Origin of the sequence: Pseudomonas sp. BR20 (genome assembly GCF_050780135.1) — a bacterium.
In the GTDB taxonomy this organism is placed as follows: domain Bacteria; phylum Pseudomonadota; class Gammaproteobacteria; order Pseudomonadales; family Pseudomonadaceae; genus Aquipseudomonas.
Window position 1 is genome coordinate 2,608,665 of the sequence record NZ_CP172012.1, and the last position, 19,300, is coordinate 2,627,964.

Below are 19,300 nucleotides of genomic sequence, written 5' to 3' on the forward strand. Positions count from 1 at the left end.
CTTAGCGGTCCACGTCGGCCATAACGAAATCGATACTACCCAGGTACGCAATCAAGTCCGCGACCATCTCGCCTTTGATCACCGAAGGGATCTGCTGCAAGTGGGCGAAGCTTGGGGTACGAATCCGGGTGCGGTAGCTCATGGTGCCGCCATCGCTCGTCAGGTAATAACTGTTGATACCCTTGGTCGCTTCGATCATCTGGAAGGATTCGTTGGCCGGCATTACCGGACCCCACGAAACCTGCAGGAAGTGCGTGATCAGGGTTTCGATGTGCTGCAGCGTGCGCTCTTTCGGCGGCGGCGTCGTCAGCGGGTGATCCGCCTTGTAGGGGCCGGCCGGCATGTTGCGCATGCACTGCTCGATGATCTTCAGGCTCTGGCGCATTTCTTCGACGCGCACGATGCAACGGTCGTAGGCATCGCCATTGGCCGCCAGCGGGACTTCGAACTCGAAGTTCTCGTAGCCGGAATAGGGGCGCGCTTTACGCAGGTCGAAGTCGCAACCGGTCGAACGCAGGCCTGCACCGGTGACGCCCCATTCCAGGGCCTCTTTGGTGTTGTAGGCAGCGACGCCGATGGTCCGACCCTTGAGGATGCTGTTGTCCAGGGCGGCTTTCTGGTACTCGTCCAGGCGCTTGGGCATCCAGTCGATGAATTCCTTGACCAGGCGTTCCCAGCCATTCGGCAGGTCGTGGGCGACACCGCCGATGCGGTACCAGGCCGGGTGCAGGCGGAAACCGGTGATGGCTTCGATGACCTTGTAGGCGCGCTGACGGTCGGTGAAGGTGAAGAACACCGGGGTCATGGCGCCGACGTCCTGGATATAGGTACCCAGGAACAGCAGGTGGCTGGTGATCCGGAAGAACTCGGCCATCATGATGCGGATGGTGTCGACGCGGTCCGGGACCTTGATGCCGGCCAGCTTCTCGACCGAGAGCACGTACGGCAGGTTGTTCATCACGCCGCCGAGGTAGTCGATACGGTCGGTGTACGGGATGAAGCTGTGCCACGACTGGCGCTCGGCCATCTTCTCGGCACCACGGTGGTGGTAGCCGATGTCCGGTACGCAGTCGACGATTTCTTCGCCGTCCAGTTGCAGGATGATGCGGAAGGCACCGTGAGCCGAAGGGTGGTTCGGGCCCAGGTTGAGGAACATGTAGTCCTCGTTGGTGCCGGAACGCTTCATGCCCCAGTCTTCCGGACGGAAGCGCGCGGCCTCTTCTTCAAGTTGCTGCTTGGCGAGGTTGAGGCTGAACGGGTCGAATTCGGTGGCGCGGGCCGGGAAGTCCTTGCGCAGCGGGTGACCTTCCCACGTTGGCGGCATCATGATGCGCGTCAGGTGCGGGTGGCCCGGGAAGTCGATACCGAACATGTCCCAGACTTCACGCTCGTACCAGCTGGCGTTGGGCCAGATACCGGTCACGGTCGGGATGCTCAGGTCGCTCTCGGACAGTGCGACCTTGATCATCACGTCGCTGTTACGTTCCAGCGACATCAGGTGATAGAACACGGTGAAATCGGCGCCGCTCGGCAGGCCCTGGCGCTTGGTGCGCAGGCGCTCGTCCACGCCATGCAGGTCATAGAGCATGACGTACGGCTTGGGCAGGTTGCGCAGGAAGGTCAGGACTTCGACGAGCTTGGCGCGCGCCACCCACAGCACCGGCATACCGGTGCGTGTGGCCTGGGCGGTGAAGGCGTCAGGGCCAAAACGGTTATTGAGTTCGACGACCACATCCTGGTCGTCTGCCTTATAAGGCGGGATGTACAGAGCACTGCCTGTAGTCATGGTTTTTTATCGCTTTCGGTCAACGTAAAGAATGAAGCCAGGTTTTCGTTCTATAAAAGAAGCGGTGCTGGATCAGACTTCGTCGGGGCTGCGCAGGTTGGTGACTGCGATTCGCTGTTCGCGGCGCTGTTCCTTTTGCGACGGCATCTCGGCGCGGTAGACGCCTTGATCGCCGACGACCCAGGAAAGCGGGCGACGCTCCTTGCCAATCGATTCCTGCAACAGCATCAAGCCTTGCAGGAATGCTTCGGGGCGGGGCGGGCAGCCAGGCACGTAGACGTCCACGGGCAGGAACTTGTCCACCCCTTGAACCACGGAGTAGATGTCGTACATGCCACCGGAGTTGGCGCACGAACCCATGGAGATAACCCACTTTGGTTCGAGCATTTGCTCGTAGAGACGCTGAATGATCGGCGCCATCTTGATAAAGCAGGTACCGGCGATAACCATGAAATCCGCCTGGCGCGGTGATGCCCGGATAACTTCGGCGCCAAAGCGCGCGATGTCGTGGGGCGCCGTGAAGGCGGTGGTCATTTCCACGTAGCAGCACGAAAGACCGAAGTTGTACGGCCACAGGGAGTTCTTACGTCCCCAGTTGACCGCGCCACTCAGCACGTCTTCCAGCTTGCCCATGTAGATGTTTTTGTGGACTTGGTCTTCTAACGGATCGGAAACGGTTTCCCGTTCGCCGATGGGGTACTGCTCGTTAGGAGCATCCGGGTCGATCCTGGTGAGATTGTATTGCATCGCCAAAGCCTCATTGTTTCAGCTTCGCTTGCCGCTTACGACGAGCTTCCGGAGCCCAATCAAGGGCGCCCACTCGAAATAGGTAGACAAGGCCTGCCAACAGAATTGCTATGAAAACGAGAGCTTCGACGAATCCGGTCCAGCCGCTTTCGCGGACGGACACAGACCAGGCAAAGAGAAAGAGGGCTTCGATATCGAAGATCACGAAGAGCATCGCGACCAGATAGAATTTGGCTGAGAGCCGCAAGCGGGCGCCACCTGTAGGCAGCATGCCGGATTCGAACGGTTCATTCTTGCTGCGGCCCCAGGCTTTTGACCCGAGGAGGCTGGAAACACCGAGCATGAAGGCGCAAAGGCCGACAACACCGAGGAGGAAAATGGCAAAGCCCCAGTTGTGGGCCATGAGTCCTGTCGCTTCGGTCATGCTGGAAATCCTTAACAGAGAGCAAAGGTCTCTGAGCTCGAAAAAGTAACGATGCAGTGACGATATGTCGCACTGCAATCAATCGCGGTGATTTTATGGCTAAACACCGGGCAAGTAAAATTCCTAGGGCGAAATTATTCGATGGAATAAGCACATAGTGCACCTTCTTGGGGCTGTAGCCCTTGCGGGGCGGGCATTAGCGGGCATTTTATCAAATGTGTTTTGTTTAACCTGTAACGAAGTTTTTATGTGCTAAATGATAATGAATATTGTTTGCGTGGGGTTTAAGCGATTGTTTCTCATGCAGCGGAGTAAGTTGCCGTTACTTGCCTGATTAGCGCTAGTTGTTGGAGCGGATCTTTTAACCGATTTATCTGCAACGAATAGCGCTCTGGATCAAGGTTTTGGAAAAAATCTTCAGGTTGCATGCGTTCCCTTGTGGGAGGAGGCTTGTAAAGGATGTCTCCGGTTTCAAACGTAAAGGATGTCTCCGGTCTGTACCGGGGCAAGCCCCTTCCCACATTTTGCCCTTATTGAATCAGTGAGATGCGTACCGGCAAAAAAACGCCCCGAACCAGTCGGGGCGTGATTGTCGTGCGGTACTGCGGTTAGCTCTTTAACGGGTCCGCAGTGGCCGTGTACTCACATCGATCAGTGGAACTGCTCTTCTTCGGTCGAGCCGGTCAGCGCGGTCACGGACGAGGTGCCGCCCTGGATCACGGTGGTCATGTCGTCGAAGTAGCCGGTGCCCACTTCCTGCTGGTGGGCCACAAAGGTGTAGCCCTTGGCGGCGTCAGCGAATTCCTGCTCCTGCAGCTTCACGTAGGCGGTCATGTCGTTGCGGGCGTAGTCGTGCGCCAGGTTGAACATGCTGTGCCACATGTTGTGAATGCCGGCCAGGGTGATGAACTGGTGCTTGTAGCCCATGGCGGACAGTTCGCGCTGGAACTTGGCGATGGTTGCGTCGTCCAGGTTCTTCTTCCAGTTGAAGGAAGGCGAGCAGTTGTAGGACAGCAGTTGGTCCGGGTATTCCTTCTTGATCGCTTCAGCAAAGCGACGCGCTTCGTCCAGGTCCGGCTTGGCGGTTTCGCACCAGATCAGGTCGGCGTAGGGCGCGTAGGCCAGGCCGCGGGCGATGGCCTGGTCGAGACCGGCGCGCACTTTGTAGAAACCTTCCTGGGTGCGTTCGCCCGTCACGAACGGTTGGTCGTACGGGTCGCAGTCCGAAGTCAGCAGGTCCGCAGCGTTGGCGTCGGTACGGGCCAGGATGATGGTCGGCGTGCCGGCAACGTCAGCCGCCAGGCGGGCAGCGGTCAGCTTCTGCACGGCTTCCTGGGTCGGTACCAGTACCTTGCCGCCCATGTGGCCGCATTTCTTCACCGAAGCCAGTTGGTCTTCGAAGTGCACGCCGGCAGCGCCAGCTTCAATCATGCTCTTCATCAGCTCGTAGGCGTTCAGTACGCCACCGAAACCGGCTTCGGCGTCGGCCACGATTGGCGCGAAGTAGTCGATGTAGCCTTCGTCGCCCGGGCCTTTACCGGCTTTCCACTGGATCTGGTCGGCACGACGGAACGAGTTGTTGATGCGCTTGACCACGGTCGGCACGGAGTCCACCGGGTACAGCGATTGGTCGGGGTACATGGATTCAGCGGAGTTGTTGTCCGCTGCCACTTGCCAGCCGGACAGGTAGATCGCCTGGATACCGGCTTTCACCTGTTGGACTGCCTGGCCGCCAGTGAGGGCGCCCATGCAGTTGACGAAATCTTTCTCGGGGCGGAAGGACGGCTTGGCACCTTGGGTGACCAGCTTCCACAGCTTCTCGGCGCCGAGTTTTGCAAAGGTGTGCTCAGGTTGAACCGAGCCACGCAGGCGGACGACGTCAGCAGCGGAATAAGCGCGGGTTACGCCTTTCCAGCGTGGGTTTTCAGCCCAGTCTTTCTCGAGGGCTGCAATTTGCTGTTCGCGTGTCAGTGCCATGGGGGAAAACCTCGTCGCATAGGTCTAGGTGGAAAATTCCATTTGCCAGCCACGTAGTGAATGCGTGGTTATGGCTGCTTGCTGACCAGAAGCTCAGGTGTTCAAGTTGAGTTCGGCGGGGTAGGCGACGGGATGAACGACGGCTCAAGGGGGGGAGTTGAGCAGGTAAGGGCGAACTGCGAACGGTCTTCGGGCATCGTGGGCCTTTGTACGATCCATCAGTGTGTAGCCGGGTTACCTGGTTAGCTTCCGTCCCTCGGGACAACTTCGTTCCAGTCGCAACCTCGTCAAACACGCCTTGTGGGCGGTACAGACACGAATCGGCTCGGGTGGGTAGCTTGGAGCGTCGATCCGAAGGCCCTTGCCAGGGCCCCTGATTAGCGGGAGCGAGGCCATCATGCCCATGCTTTTTTGGATCGTCAAATGTTTTGTAGTGCTTTTTTTATGGCACTACATCTTTAGTCTAATACGACTCATCAGTCAGTTTTTGGTGCTTCAGTTCAGGGTGTCGACCTTAACCCGCAACGTCAGGTCATCACGGCCCTGGGTAGAGTAGCTGCGGGTTGTAGAGGATTTATCGGTCTGGGTCTCACGGTTGATGCCGGCCAGGGGGATCCATTCGCCCAGGCGCCCGCTGACGCTTGTGTCGGTACTTTGCACATTCACTACATCGGGACGTTCCTGGCTCATGCGGTCACGGTTGGTACTGATCGCCAGATGCACGGTCTCGCCGGTGACGCTGGCGGTGACGTAGAAGCCCTGGGTGACGTTACGGTACTGGGTCTGGTTCTGTGGGCGACCGTAGGCGTCGGGCTGGGTCGTGGTCAGCGGCACGCTCTGGCCGACCTGGATCAGCGCAGGCACGCCTTCGCTGGCCTGGATCTGCTGGATGCCGCCGTCGCGGCTGGCGGTGCCGTAGCTGATGATGCGGGTTTGGCTGTCGCCGCTGTTCTGTTGGTTGTTTTCGTTGGTATCGACGGTGATCAGCAGGCGCTTGGCCGGTGTGTCCAGTTGGGTGAGCAGTGCACGCAGGTCCTGGATCTTGCCGGGGGCGGCGTTGACAATTAGCTGGTTGCCGTAGGCGCTGACGGTGCCGTCCTTGCCGATGAAATTCTGCGCCACGGGGAGCAGGTCGGTGCTGGTGCGGTTGCTCAGGTTGACGACTTCGGTGTCGGCCATGGCCGAGCAACTGGCAGTCAGGATGAGGGCGGTGAGCAGGGTGCGTAGGGACATGTCCGTTATCTCTGCGAGTCATTTAGGCTTGATAGTGCCAGTTTGTCGGCCTGGTGGGTCGCAAGTTGAATCGTAGACGGCAAAATGCCCTGACATGGCAGGGCATTGTTGGTGTTGCTGAAATAGCCATCGGGGGCAAGCCCCCTCCCACATTTTGACCGAGTACATCCTTGGGGGTGCGGTCAAGTGTGGGAGGGGGCTTGCCCCCGATGGCAGCGATGCGGTCTCGAATCAGCCCCCGCGCACCATATCGACATGGGGAATCCCGACTTCCAGGAATTCCTCGCTGACGATCTTGAAGCCTAGTCGCTCATAGAACGGCGCCGCATATACCTGCGCACTCAGGAACTGCTTGGTCTGGCCACGTTGCTCGGCCACGCCAATCACCGCTTCCATCAGCTTGTCGCCGACCTTCAGCCCGCGCCAGTCCTTGAGCACCGACACACGGCCGATCTCGCCGCTGGGTAGCAGGCGCGCGGTGCCAATCGGAAAGTCGCCTTCGAATGCAAGGAAATGCACCGCGTCTGCGTCGTCCGCGTCCCACTCCAGTTCAGGTGGGACCGATTGTTCAGCGATAAATACCGCTTCACGAATGCGCCGAATCTCGGCGATATCCTTATGCCAGTCCGCGACACTTACGTGAATCTTATTCATCAGCAAACCCCAGGCTTCCTTGCTTGACCAGCTCGCACAGCAGGTCGCGGGCGTCTTCGTCCAACAGCCATTCGCCGAGGTTTTCGGCGTGCAGTGCATCGGCGGCGCAGACCAGTTTCAGCAGCTCGCGCAGTTTGCCCGGCAGGTAGCGGCTCTGGCCGCTGGCGAACAGCAATACGTCATCGTCGACTTCCGACCAGGCCATGCGCGCGCTTGGGTTGCGCACCAGGATCGCGCCGTCTTGCAGGCTGCTGATGAAGTCGTCTTCGCCCAGCTCTTCGCCCGCCACCATTTCCGGGTAGCGCGGTTCGGTCATGAATTGGCCGAACCAGGTCAGCAGCATGCGCTCGTCGCTCATGTGCTCGGCCAGCAGGCTCTTGAGGCGGTCGAGGGCGTCGCTTTGGATCTGGTGCGGGTCGCTGACCGGCTGTGCGTCGGCGTCGGTGTAGCGCTCTTCGTCGGTCAGGTACTGGGCGAGGAAGTCGGTGAAGTGGGTCAGTACTTCAGCGGCGCTTGGTGCGCGAAAGCCCACCGAGTACGTCATGCAGTCATCTTCGGCGATGCCGAAATGCGCCAGGCGCGGCGGCAGGTAGAGCATGTCGCCCGGTTCCAGCACCCATTCGGCGCTTTCTTCGAATTCGGCGAGGATGCGCAGGTCGGCGTGTGGCAGCAGCGGGCTTTCGGAGCTGCACATCTGGCCGATCTTCCAGTTGCGCTTGCCCTGGGCTTGCAGCAGGAATACGTCGTAGTTGTCGAAGTGCGGGCCTACGCTGCCGCCGGGTGCGGCAAAGCTGATCATCACGTCATCGATGCGCCAGCTTGGCAGGAAGCGGAACTGCTCCAGCAGCTCGGCCACTTCTGGCACGAACTGGTCGACCGCTTGTACCAGCAGGGTCCACTCGCGCTCAGGAAGGGTGCTGAAGGCGTCTTCGGCGAACGGGCCGCGGCGCAGTTCCCATGGGCGTTCGCCGTGTTCGATCACCAGGCGCGATTCGACTTCTTCTTCCAGGGCCAGGCCGGCGAGTTCGTCGGCGTCGATCGGGCTTTCGAAGTCAGGGATCGCCTGGCGGATCAGCAGCGGTTTTTTCTGCCAGTAGTCGCGCAGGAATTCCCGTGCCGTGATGCCGCCCAGAAGTTGAAGAGGGATGTCAGGATTCATGTGTAACCTATTGAAAAAAAGCACTTTTCAGACTGGAATAAAAACGCCCGGCGCGGCCGGGCGTCTCAAGGGGGCTAGCGCGAATCAGATGCGCTTGGCTTGCTCTACAGCGTTGCCGATGTAGTTGGCCGGGGTGAGCAGCTTGAGCTCGGCCTTGGCCGCGGCTGGCATGTCCAGGCCGTCGATGAAAGTTTGCAGTGCTTCAGGGCTGATGCCCTTGCCACGGGTCAACTCTTTCAGCTTCTCGTAAGGGTTTTCGATGTTGTAGCGGCGCATCACGGTCTGGATCGGCTCGGCCAGCACTTCCCAGCAGGCGTCCAGGTCAGCGGCGATTTTCTGCGCGTTGAGCTCCAGTTTGCTGATGCCCTTGAGGCTGGCTTCGTACGCGATCACGCTGTGGGCAAAGCCCACGCCGAGGTTGCGCAGTACGGTGGAGTCTGTCAGGTCGCGCTGCCAGCGGGAGATCGGCAACTTGCTGGCCAGGTGCTGGAACAGGGCGTTGGCGATGCCGAGGTTGCCTTCGGAGTTTTCGAAGTCGATCGGGTTGACCTTGTGCGGCATGGTCGACGAACCGATTTCACCGGCAATGGTGCGCTGCTTGAAGTAACCCAGGGAGATGTAGCCCCAGATATCGCGATCGAAGTCGATCAGGATGGTGTTGAAGCGCGCAATGGCGTCAAACAGCTCGGCGATGTAGTCGTGCGGTTCGATCTGCGTGGTGTACGGGTTGAAGCCCAGGCCCAGCTCGTCTTCGATGAAGGCGCGGGCGTTGGCTTCCCAGTCGATCTCAGGGTAGGCCGACAGGTGGGCGTTGTAGTTGCCGACGGCGCCGTTGATCTTGCCCAGCAGCGGGACTGCGGCGACTTGAGCGATCTGGCGCTCCAGGCGGTACACCACGTTGGCGAGTTCTTTGCCCAGGGTGGTCGGCGACGCCGGCTGGCCGTGGGTACGCGACAGCATCGGCACGTCGGCGAAGCGGATGGCCAGCTCACGGATGGCTTCGGCGGTCTGGCGCATCAGCGGCAGCATCACGTCATCACGGCCTTCGCGCAGCATCAGTGCGTGGGACAGGTTGTTGATGTCCTCGCTGGTGCAGGCAAAGTGGATGAATTCGCTGACCTGGGCCAGTTCCGGCAGCTTGGCCGCCTGCTCCTTGAGCAGGTATTCGATGGCTTTGACGTCGTGGTTGGTGGTGCGCTCGATCTCTTTCACACGCTCGGCGTGCTCCAGGGAGAAGTTTTCCGCCAGGGTGTTGAGCACAGCGTTGGCTTCGGCGGAGAACGCCGGCACTTCGCTGATGGCGGGGTGAGCGGCCAGGCGCTGGAGCCAGCGCACTTCAACCAATACACGAGCACGGATCAGGCCGTATTCGCTGAAAATAGGGCGCAGGGCCTGGGTTTTGCCGGCGTAGCGGCCGTCAACAGGGGAAACCGCAGTGAGCGAAGAGAGCTGCATGGGGTGTTCTCGGACAGTCGGGCAACGAAATGGGGCGCGTATCATACATGAAAAAATTCGCCGGTCCGTTGCCAACTGACCGGCGTATTACGCGTAACGGCTTGAAAATAGCCTGTTGGTGCGACTTATTCGTTGCGCATCAACGGGTAAAGCTCTTTGAGCAATTTGCGTCGGCTGATCACCAGTTGCCAACGATGACCGCCCAATTGCCGCCACAACCGCGCCGAACGAATACCGGCCAGCAGCAGGGCGCGGATTTTCGAGGCGTTGTTCGGTTGCTGCAGGTTGCGCATGTCGCCGTGCACTTGGATGCGCTGGCGCAAGGTGCTCAAGGTATCCTGATACAGCGCACCGCAGGCGGCGATCACGTTTTCGTGGGCCGGGCCGAAGTGCTCTACCTGGGACTGGATCTGTGGCAGGCGTTTGCCGATGGTTTCCAGCATGTCCTCGCGCTTGGCCAGTTGGCGCTCAAGGCCGAGCATCGACAGGGCATAACGCAGCGGCTCGCGCTGCAGGGTGCTGGGGTCGCGTTCCAGGGCGCCGATCAGGGCGCGGTAGCCTTCACGCAGTGCGAGGTCGTCGCCCCCGTAGACTTCCAGGGTGTCCTTGGGGTCGCGGATCAGCAGGCTGCCGAGCATGCAGGTCAGGCCCGCTTCGGTGACCTGGCCGGTCTTGGCGATCTTGTCCACCAGCACGGCGGAGAGAAACACACCGCCGAGTGCCGTCAGTTGCTCCTGGGTTGGGCTCATGCCGGGTTGCTCCAGGCTTCGGCGACTTCAATCACGCCGCCGCCCAGGCAGATTTCGCCGTCATAGAACACCACCGACTGGCCAGGGGTGACCGCACGTTGCGGGTCATCGAAAGTGGCGCGGTAGCCGCTGGCGGTTTTTTCCAGGGTGCAGGGCTGGTCGCTCTGGCGATAGCGCACCTTGGCGGTCAGGCGGCGCGGGGTGCTCAGGTCGATCGGGTTGACCCAATAGATCTCCGAGGCCAGCAGCGCGCCCGAGAACAGCAGCGGGTGTTCATTGCCCTGGCCGACGATCAGCACGTTGTGCTCCAGGTCCTTGACCAGCACGTACCACGGCTCTTCGCCCGCGTCCTTCAAGCCGCCGATGCCCAGGCCCTGGCGCTGGCCGATGGTGTGGTACATCAGGCCGTGGTGACGGCCGATCACTTCACCCTCGGTGGTCTTGATCTCACCCGGTTGCGCCGGCAGGTACTGCTTGAGGAAGTCGCTGAAGCGGCGCTCGCCGATAAAGCAGATCCCGGTGGAATCCTTCTTCTTGGCGGTCGCCAGGCCGCGTTGCTCGGCGATCCTGCGCACTTCGGGCTTTTCCAGTTCGCCCACCGGGAACAGGGTCTTGGCGATCTGCTCACCGCCGACGGCGTGCAGGAAGTAGCTCTGGTCCTTGTTCGGGTCCAGGCCCTTGAGCAGTTCGGTGCGGCCATCAATGTCACGGCGGCGCACGTAGTGGCCAGTGGCAATCAAGTCGGCGCCAAGGATCATGGCGTAGTCGAGGAACGCCTTGAACTTGATTTCGCGGTTGCACAGGATGTCCGGGTTCGGCGTGCGACCGGCCTTGTATTCGGCCAGGAAGTGTTCGAACACGTTGTCCCAGTACTCGGCGGCGAAGTTGGCGGTGTGCAGCTTGATACCGATCTTGTCGCACACGGCCTGGGCGTCCGCCAGGTCGTCCATGGCGGTGCAATATTCCGTTCCATCGTCTTCTTCCCAGTTCTTCATGAACAGGCCTTCCACCTCATAACCCTGCTCCATGAGCAGAACGGCGGAAACGGAAGAATCCACGCCGCCGGACATGCCGACGATGACGCGCTTCTTTTGTGTGTCAGAAGGGGCTGGATCACGCATAGGGTTTCAACGGGTGTCTTGAAAAAGGACGCGATTCTAGCAGGCCTGGGCCCGCAAGGCTAAAGAGAAGGGCGGATCAATTCCAGACTGTGACGCTGGCCGGCCAGATAATCATCGATACAGCGGATGATCAGCTCGCTGCGCCAGTCGTCGCGCACGGCCATCAGCTCGTCACGGGTCAGCCAGCGGGCGCGCAGGATGCCTTCGTCGAGTTGGTAGTCCGGGTGGTGTTTCAAGGCCTTGGCGATGAAGCACACGCGCTGGTAGGTCACGCCGTTGCTGGGGGCGGTGTACAGGTAGATGCCGACGATGCCCGTGGCTTCCACGTCCCAGCCGGTTTCTTCGAGGGTTTCGCGCACGGCGGCCTCGGTCAGGGTTTCATGCGGGTCGAGGTGGCCGGCGGGCTGATTGAGCACGGCGCGGCCGTCCTTGAGTTCTTCGACCATCAGGAATTTGCCGTTGTCTTCGACGATGGTGGCGACGGTGATGTGGGGTTGCCAGGTCATGGGGGCCTCGATTCAAGATATGACGCGGTGTTTGGGCAGAATTGCGGCCGGTGTGGGAGGGGCTTGCCCTCGATGACGGTGTGTCAGTTACCAATAGCTCGACTGATCCATTGCTATCGGGGGCAAGCTCCCTTTCACATTTGATTCGGTTTCGTCAGTTGAGCGCTGGAAACAGAAACCCCGGCACAGGGCCGGGGCTTCGTTGCATCCTTACAACCTTACTTCAACTTGGCAATCGCCGCGTTGAGGGTGTTGCTTGGGCGCATGGCCTTGCTGGTCAGCTCTGGGTTCGGCGCGTAGTAGCCGCCGATGTCCACTGGCTTGCCCTGTACGGCATTGAGCTCGGCAACGATGGTTGCTTCGTTCGCGGCCAGGGTCTTGGCCAGTTCGCTGAATTGACCTTGCAGTGCAGTGTCTTCGGTCTGGGCGGCCAGGGCTTGAGCCCAGTACAGCGCCAGGTAGAAGTGGCTGCCGCGGTTGTCGATGTTGCCGACTTTGCGCGATGGCGACTTGTTGTTGTCGAGGAACTGGCCGGTGGCCTGGTCCAGGGTCTTGGACAGTACCAGGGCTTTCGGGTTGTTGTACGTCACACCCAAATGCTCGAGGGAAGCGGCCAGGGCCAGGAACTCGCCCAGGGAGTCCCAGCGCAGGAAGTTCTCTTCCAGCAGCTGTTGCACATGCTTCGGAGCCGAACCGCCGGCGCCGGTTTCGAACAGGCCACCGCCGTTCATCAGCGGCACGATCGACAGCATCTTGGCGCTGGTGCCCAGTTCCATGATCGGGAACAGGTCGGTCAGGTAGTCGCGCAGTACGTTGCCGGTCACCGAGATGGTGTCCAGGCCCTTGCGGGTGCGCTCCAAGGTGAACTTCATCGCGTCGACCGGCGACATGATGCGGATGTCCAGGCCTTCGGTGTTGTGGTCTTTCAGGTAAGCCTGAACCTTCTCGACAACAACGCCGTCATGTGCGCGCTTAGGGTCCAGCCAGAAGATGGCCGGGGTGTTGCTGGCGCGGGCACGGTTGACGGCCAGTTTGACCCAGTCCTGGATCGGCGCGTCTTGGGTCTGGCACATGCGGAATATGTCGCCAGCCTCGACTTTCTGTTCCATCAGCAGGTTGCCCTTGCTGTCGGTCACGCGGACGACGCCGTCAGCCTTGACCTGGAAAGTCTTGTCGTGGGAACCGTACTCTTCGGCTTTTTTCGCCATCAGGCCAACGTTCGGCACGCTGCCCATGGTAGTAGGGTCGAAGGCGCCGTTGGCCTTGCACTCTTCGATCACCGCCTGGTAGATGGTGGCGTAGCAGCGATCCGGGATCACGGCCTTGGTGTCGTGCAACTGGCCGTCGGTGCCCCACATTTTGCCGGAGTCACGGATCATGGCCGGCATCGAGGCGTCGACGATGACGTCGCTCGGCACGTGCAGGTTGGTGATGCCTTTGTCGGAGTTGACCATCGCCAGGGAAGGGCGGGCGGCGTAGACCGCCTGGATGTCAGCTTCGATCTGCGCTTGCTGCTCGGCCGGCAGGGCCTTGATGCGGGCGTACAGGTCGCCGATGCCGTTGTTCAGGTTGAAGCCGATCTGTGCCAGCACGTCTGCGTGCTTGGCCAGGGCGTCTTTATAGAACTCGGCAACGATCTGGCCGAACATGATCGGGTCGGAGACCTTCATCATGGTGGCTTTCAGGTGGACCGACAGCAGCACGCCTTGTTTCTTGGCGTCTTCGATTTCAGCGGCGATAAAGCTGCGCAGCGCGTTCTTGCTCAGTACGGCGCTGTCGATGATTTCGCCGGCCTTGACGGTGGTCTTTTCTTTCAGGACGGTGGTGGTGCCGTCTTGGGCGACCAGCTCGATTTTGACCGCGTCAGCGGCTTCGATCTGTACGGCTTTTTCGCTGCCGTAGAAGTCGCCGTTGCTCATGTGGGCAACGTGGGACTTGGAGTCGGCAGCCCAGGCGCCCATCTTGTGCGGGTGCTTGCGAGCGTAGTTCTTGACCGACAGCGGCGCGCGGCGGTCGGAGTTGCCTTCGCGCAGTACCGGGTTCACGGCGCTGCCCTTGACCTTGTCGTAACGTGCACGGGTTTCTTTTTCCGCGTCGGTGGTTACGGTTTCCGGGTAGTCCGGCAGGGCATAACCCTGGGCCTGCAGTTCCTTGATCGCCGCTTGCAGCTGAGGTGTCGAGGCGCTGATGTTAGGCAGCTTGATGATGTTGGCTTCAGGGGTAACGGCCAGGTCGCCCAGTTCGGCGAGGTGGTCCGGTACGGCCTTGGTGCCCAGTTGCTCGGGGAAGCTTGCGAGGATGCGCCCTGCGAGGGAGATGTCGCGGGTTTCCACGGCAATATCAGCGGAAGCGGTGAAGGCCTCTACGATAGGCAGCAGTGAATAGGTGGCGAGGGCTGGGGCTTCGTCGGTGAAGGTGTAGATGATCTTCGAGCGGGTGGGCATATTCGGATTAACTCTCTTCTTTGCTGAAAGCGTGCGCAGAAACTCGAGATGCGCCGGGTGGAGCGCGTTCGTTCAAAGTCATCCATGAGCGAAAGGTCGAGGTTTCTTCGCGGTGATGTTGGGTTGCATCAGTCGAGCGTCAAGCGGGTGGACTATTGTATTAGTCCTGCTTTGTAGCGGAGGGCCCTGTTCCAGAGCGGTCTGCCGTCGTGACTCTTTGGTCAGCGGCGGCATTATACATAGGTCGCTATGCTTACGCCGAGCCTTCATACAAAAGGTGTGTCGTCCATTGGTCTAAAGGTCGCAGGTACCGGATTACGCCTAAAGTCGCACGATGTGCTCAAGATTGGCGCTTTTCCCTTTGCTTTCAGGCTTGTAGGCGACAATTTATGCTGTTTTCGAGGCAAATGAGCATGGCGCGAGGTTTCGGTCGCCATTTATCTGGAGTAGGCTCGGACGCAGCCAGATGTTCAATCCATAGATGGAGTTCAGCATGGGATACAAGAAGATTCAGGTTCCGGCAGTCGGCGACAAAATCACCGTCAATGCAGACCATTCTCTCAATGTTCCTGACCAACCGATCATCCCTTATATCGAAGGTGACGGTATTGGCGTCGACATCAGCCCGGTGATGATCAAGGTGGTCGACGCAGCTGTTGAAAAGGCTTACGGCGGCAAGCGCAAAATCTCGTGGATGGAGGTGTACGCCGGCGAGAAGGCGACCCAAGTCTACGACCAGGACACCTGGCTGCCCCAGGAAACCCTGGATGCGGTCAAGGATTACGTGGTGTCCATCAAGGGCCCGCTGACCACCCCGGTCGGCGGCGGCATTCGTTCGTTGAACGTGGCCCTGCGTCAGCAACTCGACCTCTACGTGTGCCTGCGCCCGGTGCGCTGGTTCGAGGGTGTGCCCAGCCCGGTCAAGAAGCCAGGCGACGTGGACATGACCATCTTTCGCGAAAACTCCGAAGATATTTACGCCGGGATCGAGTGGAAGGCCGGCTCGCCGGAAGCGACAAAGGTCATCAAGTTCCTCAAGGAGGAAATGGGCGTTACCAAGATTCGTTTCGACCAGGATTGCGGCATTGGTATCAAGCCGGTATCGCTGGAAGGCACAAAGCGCCTGGCGCGCAAGGCCCTGCAGTATGTAGTGGATAACGATCGCGACTCGCTGACCATCGTGCACAAAGGCAACATCATGAAGTTCACCGAAGGGGCCTTCAAGGAGTGGGCCTACGAAGTGGCGGCTGAGGAGTTCGGTGCGACCCTGCTGGATGGCGGTCCGTGGATGCAGTTCAAGAACCCGAAGACCGGCAAGAATGTCGTGGTCAAGGATGCCATCGCCGATGCCATGCTCCAGCAGATCCTGCTGCGTCCGGCTGAGTATGACGTGATCGCGACCCTCAACCTGAACGGCGACTACCTGTCCGACGCCCTGGCGGCAGAGGTGGGTGGTATTGGTATTGCGCCGGGTGCCAACCTGTCCGACACCGTGGCCATGTTCGAGGCGACCCACGGCACCGCGCCCAAGTATGCGGGCAAGGACCAGGTCAATCCGGGCTCATTGATCCTGTCGGCGGAAATGATGCTGCGTCATATGGGCTGGACCGAAGCGGCAGACCTGATCATCAAGGGTACCAACGGCGCTATCTCGGCCAAGACGGTGACTTATGACTTCGAGCGCCTGATGGATGGCGCGAAGCTGGTGTCGTCGTCGGGCTTTGGGGATGCGCTGATTTCGCATATGTAAAGGTGTGTCACAAAAAAACCGGCCATCCCAAGTCGATTGGGTGGCCGGTTTTTTATCGCATTTCACTCGCTTCGCGGGGGTCAGGCCGTTTGTTTCTTTTCTTTATGAGCGGTTGATGGCGTGTTTTTCTCATGTGTTTCAGCTTTCACTGCATCGATATTCACGGCGTGCAGCCCTTTCGGTCCTTGAATGATTTCAAAGCTCACAGCTTGGCCAGCCTTCAGCGTTTTATACCCATCCATGATGATCGCTGAGTAGTGCGCAAAGAGGTCCTCGGTTTTACCCTCTTCATTAACAAAGCCATATCCCTTGGCATTGTTGAACCACTTGACCTTGCCACTGATCTTGACGCCAGACATACCCATATCCCTCTGCACCAGACTCCATCACTGGAGTATCATCCAGTTTATCCGTCCTAACCCGAATAAATAAGGTTGACTGCGCGGACCTTTTTTACCCACTGTGGGTTCTATTGGTTGTAACACCGATTTGCCGATAGTCAAGGCGACCGGGTGGTCAGGAGTTGAAATTCTGACAGGTCGCCCCCACCACTGTATTTGAACCACTGACGAACCTTTCTTTCCATGCATGCAATCAGCCAGATTCGACTAACATTCAATCAGGATCGACCGGATCACGAACACGATGACGACGGTTCTGCAGGCATTGCTGTTCAGGAGGCCAAGCCTGCTTTACAGGCGCCGCCGATGTACAAGGTGGTTTTGTTCAACGATGACTACACACCGATGGATTTCGTGGTCGAAGTGCTCGAGGTGTTTTTTAACCTGAACCGCGAGTTGGCGACCAAGGTAATGCTGGCCGTTCACACAGAAGGACGGGCAGTATGTGGAGTGTTTACCCGTGACATCGCCGAGACAAAGGCCATGCAGGTCAACCAGTACGCCAGGGAAAGCCAGCATCCGCTACTCTGTGAAATCGAGAAGGACGGTTAACGCCGACCACTTGGGTATGAGGTGAAGCTATGTTAAACCGCGAGCTCGAAGTCACCCTCAATCTTGCCTTCAAGGAGGCTCGTTCGAAGCGTCATGAATTCATGACCGTCGAACACCTGCTGCTGGCACTTTTGGATAACGAAGCTGCCGCCACGGTTCTGCGTGCGTGCGGCGCCAACCTCGACAAACTCAAGCATGACCTGCAGGAGTTTATCGACTCCACCACGCCACTGATCCCCGTGCATGACGAGGACCGCGAAACCCAGCCAACCCTGGGCTTCCAGCGGGTATTGCAGCGTGCTGTTTTCCACGTACAGAGCTCCGGTAAGCGTGAAGTCACGGGCGCCAATGTGCTTGTGGCGATCTTCAGCGAACAGGAAAGCCAGGCAGTGTTCCTGCTCAAGCAGCAGAGCGTTGCCCGTATTGATGTCGTCAACTACATCGCCCACGGTATCTCCAAGGTGCCTGGGCACGGCGATCATTCCGAGGGTGAGCAGGATATGCAGGACGACGAGGGCGGTGAGTCTTCTTCTTCAAGCAACCCGCTGGATGCCTATGCCAGCAACCTCAATGAGCTGGCGCGCCAGGGGCGGATCGATCCGTTGGTGGGGCGTGAACTCGAGGTCGAGCGTGTAGCGCAGATTCTTGCGCGTCGTCGCAAGAACAATCCGTTGCTGGTGGGTGAGGCGGGCGTGGGTAAGACCGCGATTGCCGAAGGCCTGGCCAAGCGCATCGTCGACAACCAGGTGCCGGACCTGCTGGCCAACAGTGTCGTCTACTCCCTTGACCTGGGCGCGTTGCTCGCCGGGACCAAGTACCGTGGCGATTTCGAGAAGCGTTTCAAGGCCCTGCTCGGCGAGCTGAAAAAACGCCCGCAGGCGATCCTGTTCATCGACGAGATCCACACCATCATTGGTGCCGGCGCGGCATCCGGTGGGGTGATGGATGCTTCCAACCTGCTCAAGCCGTTGCTGTCGTCGGGTGATATCCGCTGCATCGGTTCGACCACCTTCCAGGAATTCCGTGGCATCTTCGAGAAAGACCGTGCCCTGGCGCGTCGCTTCCAGAAAGTCGACGTGTCCGAGCCGTCGGTTGAAGACACCATCGGCATCCTGCGCGGGCTCAAGGGGCGTTTTGAAGCGCACCACGGCATCGAGTACACCGATGAGGCGCTGCGTGCGGCCGCTGAGCTGGCGTCGCGCTACATCAATGACCGGCACATGCCGGACAAGGCCATCGACGTGATCGACGAGGCAGGGGCCTACCAGCGCCTGCAGCCGGTCGAGAAGCGTGTGAAGCGCATCGACGTACCTCAGGTCGAGGACATTGTCGCGAAAATCGCGCGGATTCCGCCAAAACACGTCAACAGTTCCGATAAGGAGCTGCTGCGTAACCTTGAGCGCGACCTCAAGCTCACCGTGTTCGGCCAGGACGCGGCGATCGACGCGTTGTCCACCGCGATCAAGCTGTCGCGTGCGGGCCTCAAGTCGCCGGACAAGCCCGTCGGTTCGTTCCTGTTCGCCGGTCCTACCGGTGTCGGCAAGACCGAGGCGGCACGGCAATTGGCCAAGGCCATGGGGATCGAACTGGTGCGCTTCGACATGTCCGAATACATGGAGCGTCATACTGTGTCGCGCCTGATCGGTGCGCCTCCGGGCTATGTCGGTTTCGACCAGGGCGGCCTGTTGACCGAAGCGATCACCAAGCAGCCCCATTGCGTACTGCTGCTCGATGAGATCGAGAAGGCCCACCCGGAAGTCTTCAATCTGCTGCTGCAGGTGATGGACCACGGGACCCTGACCGACAACAACGGGCGCAAGGCGGACTTCCGCAATGTCATCGTGATCATGACCACCAACGCCGGTGCCGAGACGGCCGCGCGGGCTTCGATCGGCTTTACTCATCAGGATCACTCGTCTGATGCGATGGAAGTGATCAAGAAGAGCTTCACGCCGGAGTTCCGCAACCGTCTGGACACCATTATCCAATTTGGTCGCCTCAGCCATGAGGTCATCAAGAGTGTGGTGGACAAGTTCCTCACCGAGCTTCAGGCGCAGTTGGAAGACAAGCGCGTGCAGCTGGATGTCACGGAAGCGGCGCGCAGCTGGATCGCCGAAGGTGGCTACGATGCGGCAATGGGCGCTCGCCCAATGGCGCGTCTGATCCAGGACAAGATCAAGCGGCCACTGGCCGAAGAGATCCTGTTTGGCGAGCTTTCCGACCATGGTGGCGTGGTGCATATCGACCTGAAGGATGGCGAGCTGACCTTTGAGTTCGAAACCACGGCTGAAATGGCCTGATCGTTCTGCAGCAACACAAAAGGCGCCGAAAGGCGCCTTTTT

16 protein-coding genes are annotated in these 19,300 nt (G+C 59.6%); 3 read left to right on the forward strand and 13 right to left on the reverse strand.

Annotated elements, in window-relative coordinates; translation table 11 throughout:
* Window position 1 precedes the first annotated feature (1 nt).
* The 12 genes from nuoC to ACHPFG_RS12025 form a co-directional block, all read right to left on the reverse strand.
* Entirely contained in the window at window positions 2–1,786 is a 1,785-nt protein-coding gene (nuoC, locus tag ACHPFG_RS11970) for an NADH-quinone oxidoreductase subunit C/D (protein WP_090402815.1), read from the reverse strand.
* Between the two features lie 72 nt (window positions 1,787–1,858).
* A complete protein-coding gene (locus tag ACHPFG_RS11975) occupies window positions 1,859–2,533 on the reverse strand; it encodes a NuoB/complex I 20 kDa subunit family protein (RefSeq protein WP_003174719.1) in 675 nt (224 codons plus the stop codon).
* A gap of 10 nt (window positions 2,534–2,543) precedes the next feature.
* Window positions 2,544–2,957 carry an NADH-quinone oxidoreductase subunit A gene (locus ACHPFG_RS11980; protein WP_003219575.1) on the reverse strand — a complete coding sequence of 138 codons (414 nt, stop codon included), beginning with the start codon at window positions 2,955–2,957 and terminating at the stop codon, window positions 2,544–2,546.
* 651 nt (window positions 2,958–3,608) lie between these two features.
* Window positions 3,609–4,934 carry an isocitrate lyase gene (gene aceA, locus ACHPFG_RS11985; RefSeq protein ID WP_003219577.1) on the reverse strand — a complete coding sequence of 442 codons (1,326 nt, stop codon included), beginning with the start codon at window positions 4,932–4,934 and terminating at the stop codon, window positions 3,609–3,611.
* A 495-nt stretch (window positions 4,935–5,429) separates the two neighbouring features.
* A complete protein-coding gene (locus ACHPFG_RS11990) occupies window positions 5,430–6,167 on the reverse strand; it encodes a secretin N-terminal domain-containing protein (RefSeq protein WP_431702625.1) in 738 nt (245 codons plus the stop codon).
* A 231-nt stretch (window positions 6,168–6,398) separates the two neighbouring features.
* Entirely contained in the window at window positions 6,399–6,821 is a 423-nt protein-coding gene (locus ACHPFG_RS11995; protein WP_131698064.1) for a GNAT family N-acetyltransferase, read from the reverse strand.
* A complete protein-coding gene (locus ACHPFG_RS12000) occupies window positions 6,814–7,980 on the reverse strand; it encodes a cupin domain-containing protein (protein WP_167655671.1) in 1,167 nt (388 codons plus the stop codon). The genes ACHPFG_RS11995 and ACHPFG_RS12000 overlap by 8 nt, the downstream gene beginning before the upstream one ends.
* A gap of 84 nt (window positions 7,981–8,064) precedes the next feature.
* Window positions 8,065–9,435 (reverse strand): adenylosuccinate lyase, encoded by a 1,371-nt coding sequence (purB, locus tag ACHPFG_RS12005; RefSeq protein WP_032889684.1) that lies wholly within the window; start codon window positions 9,433–9,435, stop codon window positions 8,065–8,067.
* 125 nt (window positions 9,436–9,560) lie between these two features.
* Window positions 9,561–10,184 carry a high frequency lysogenization protein HflD gene (gene hflD, locus ACHPFG_RS12010; protein ID WP_027606331.1) on the reverse strand — a complete coding sequence of 208 codons (624 nt, stop codon included), beginning with the start codon at window positions 10,182–10,184 and terminating at the stop codon, window positions 9,561–9,563.
* On the reverse strand, window positions 10,181–11,305 hold the full coding sequence (gene mnmA / locus ACHPFG_RS12015; protein ID WP_431702629.1) for a tRNA 2-thiouridine(34) synthase MnmA: 1,125 nt from the start codon (window positions 11,303–11,305) through the stop codon (window positions 10,181–10,183). The genes hflD and mnmA overlap by 4 nt, the downstream gene beginning before the upstream one ends.
* Window positions 11,306–11,364: 59 nt before the next feature.
* Window positions 11,365–11,811 (reverse strand): NUDIX hydrolase, encoded by a 447-nt coding sequence (locus tag ACHPFG_RS12020; RefSeq protein ID WP_431702631.1) that lies wholly within the window; start codon window positions 11,809–11,811, stop codon window positions 11,365–11,367.
* 218 nt (window positions 11,812–12,029) lie between these two features.
* Window positions 12,030–14,255 (reverse strand): NADP-dependent isocitrate dehydrogenase, encoded by a 2,226-nt coding sequence (locus ACHPFG_RS12025; protein WP_131698057.1) that lies wholly within the window; start codon window positions 14,253–14,255, stop codon window positions 12,030–12,032.
* Window positions 14,256–14,748: 493 nt separating this feature from the next.
* Between ACHPFG_RS12025 and icd the strand changes: the two genes are divergently transcribed.
* A complete protein-coding gene (gene icd / locus ACHPFG_RS12030; protein WP_027606337.1) occupies window positions 14,749–16,005 on the forward strand; it encodes an NADP-dependent isocitrate dehydrogenase in 1,257 nt (418 codons plus the stop codon).
* 80 nt (window positions 16,006–16,085) lie between these two features.
* Here the strand turns inward: icd and cspD are convergent, their stop codons facing one another.
* Window positions 16,086–16,364 carry a cold shock domain-containing protein CspD gene (gene cspD, locus ACHPFG_RS12035; RefSeq protein ID WP_131698056.1) on the reverse strand — a complete coding sequence of 93 codons (279 nt, stop codon included), beginning with the start codon at window positions 16,362–16,364 and terminating at the stop codon, window positions 16,086–16,088.
* A gap of 225 nt (window positions 16,365–16,589) precedes the next feature.
* Between cspD and clpS the strand changes: the two genes are divergently transcribed.
* Together clpS and clpA are read left to right on the forward strand one after the other, a co-directional pair.
* Window positions 16,590–16,958, forward strand: a complete 369-nt coding sequence (gene clpS / locus ACHPFG_RS12040) for an ATP-dependent Clp protease adapter ClpS (protein ID WP_010567912.1) — start codon at window positions 16,590–16,592, stop codon at window positions 16,956–16,958.
* 29 nt (window positions 16,959–16,987) lie between these two features.
* Complete coding sequence (gene clpA / locus ACHPFG_RS12045) at window positions 16,988–19,258, forward strand: ATP-dependent Clp protease ATP-binding subunit ClpA (protein WP_053128508.1); 2,271 nt, start codon at window positions 16,988–16,990, stop codon at window positions 19,256–19,258.
* The last annotated feature ends 42 nt before the right edge of the window (window positions 19,259–19,300 follow it).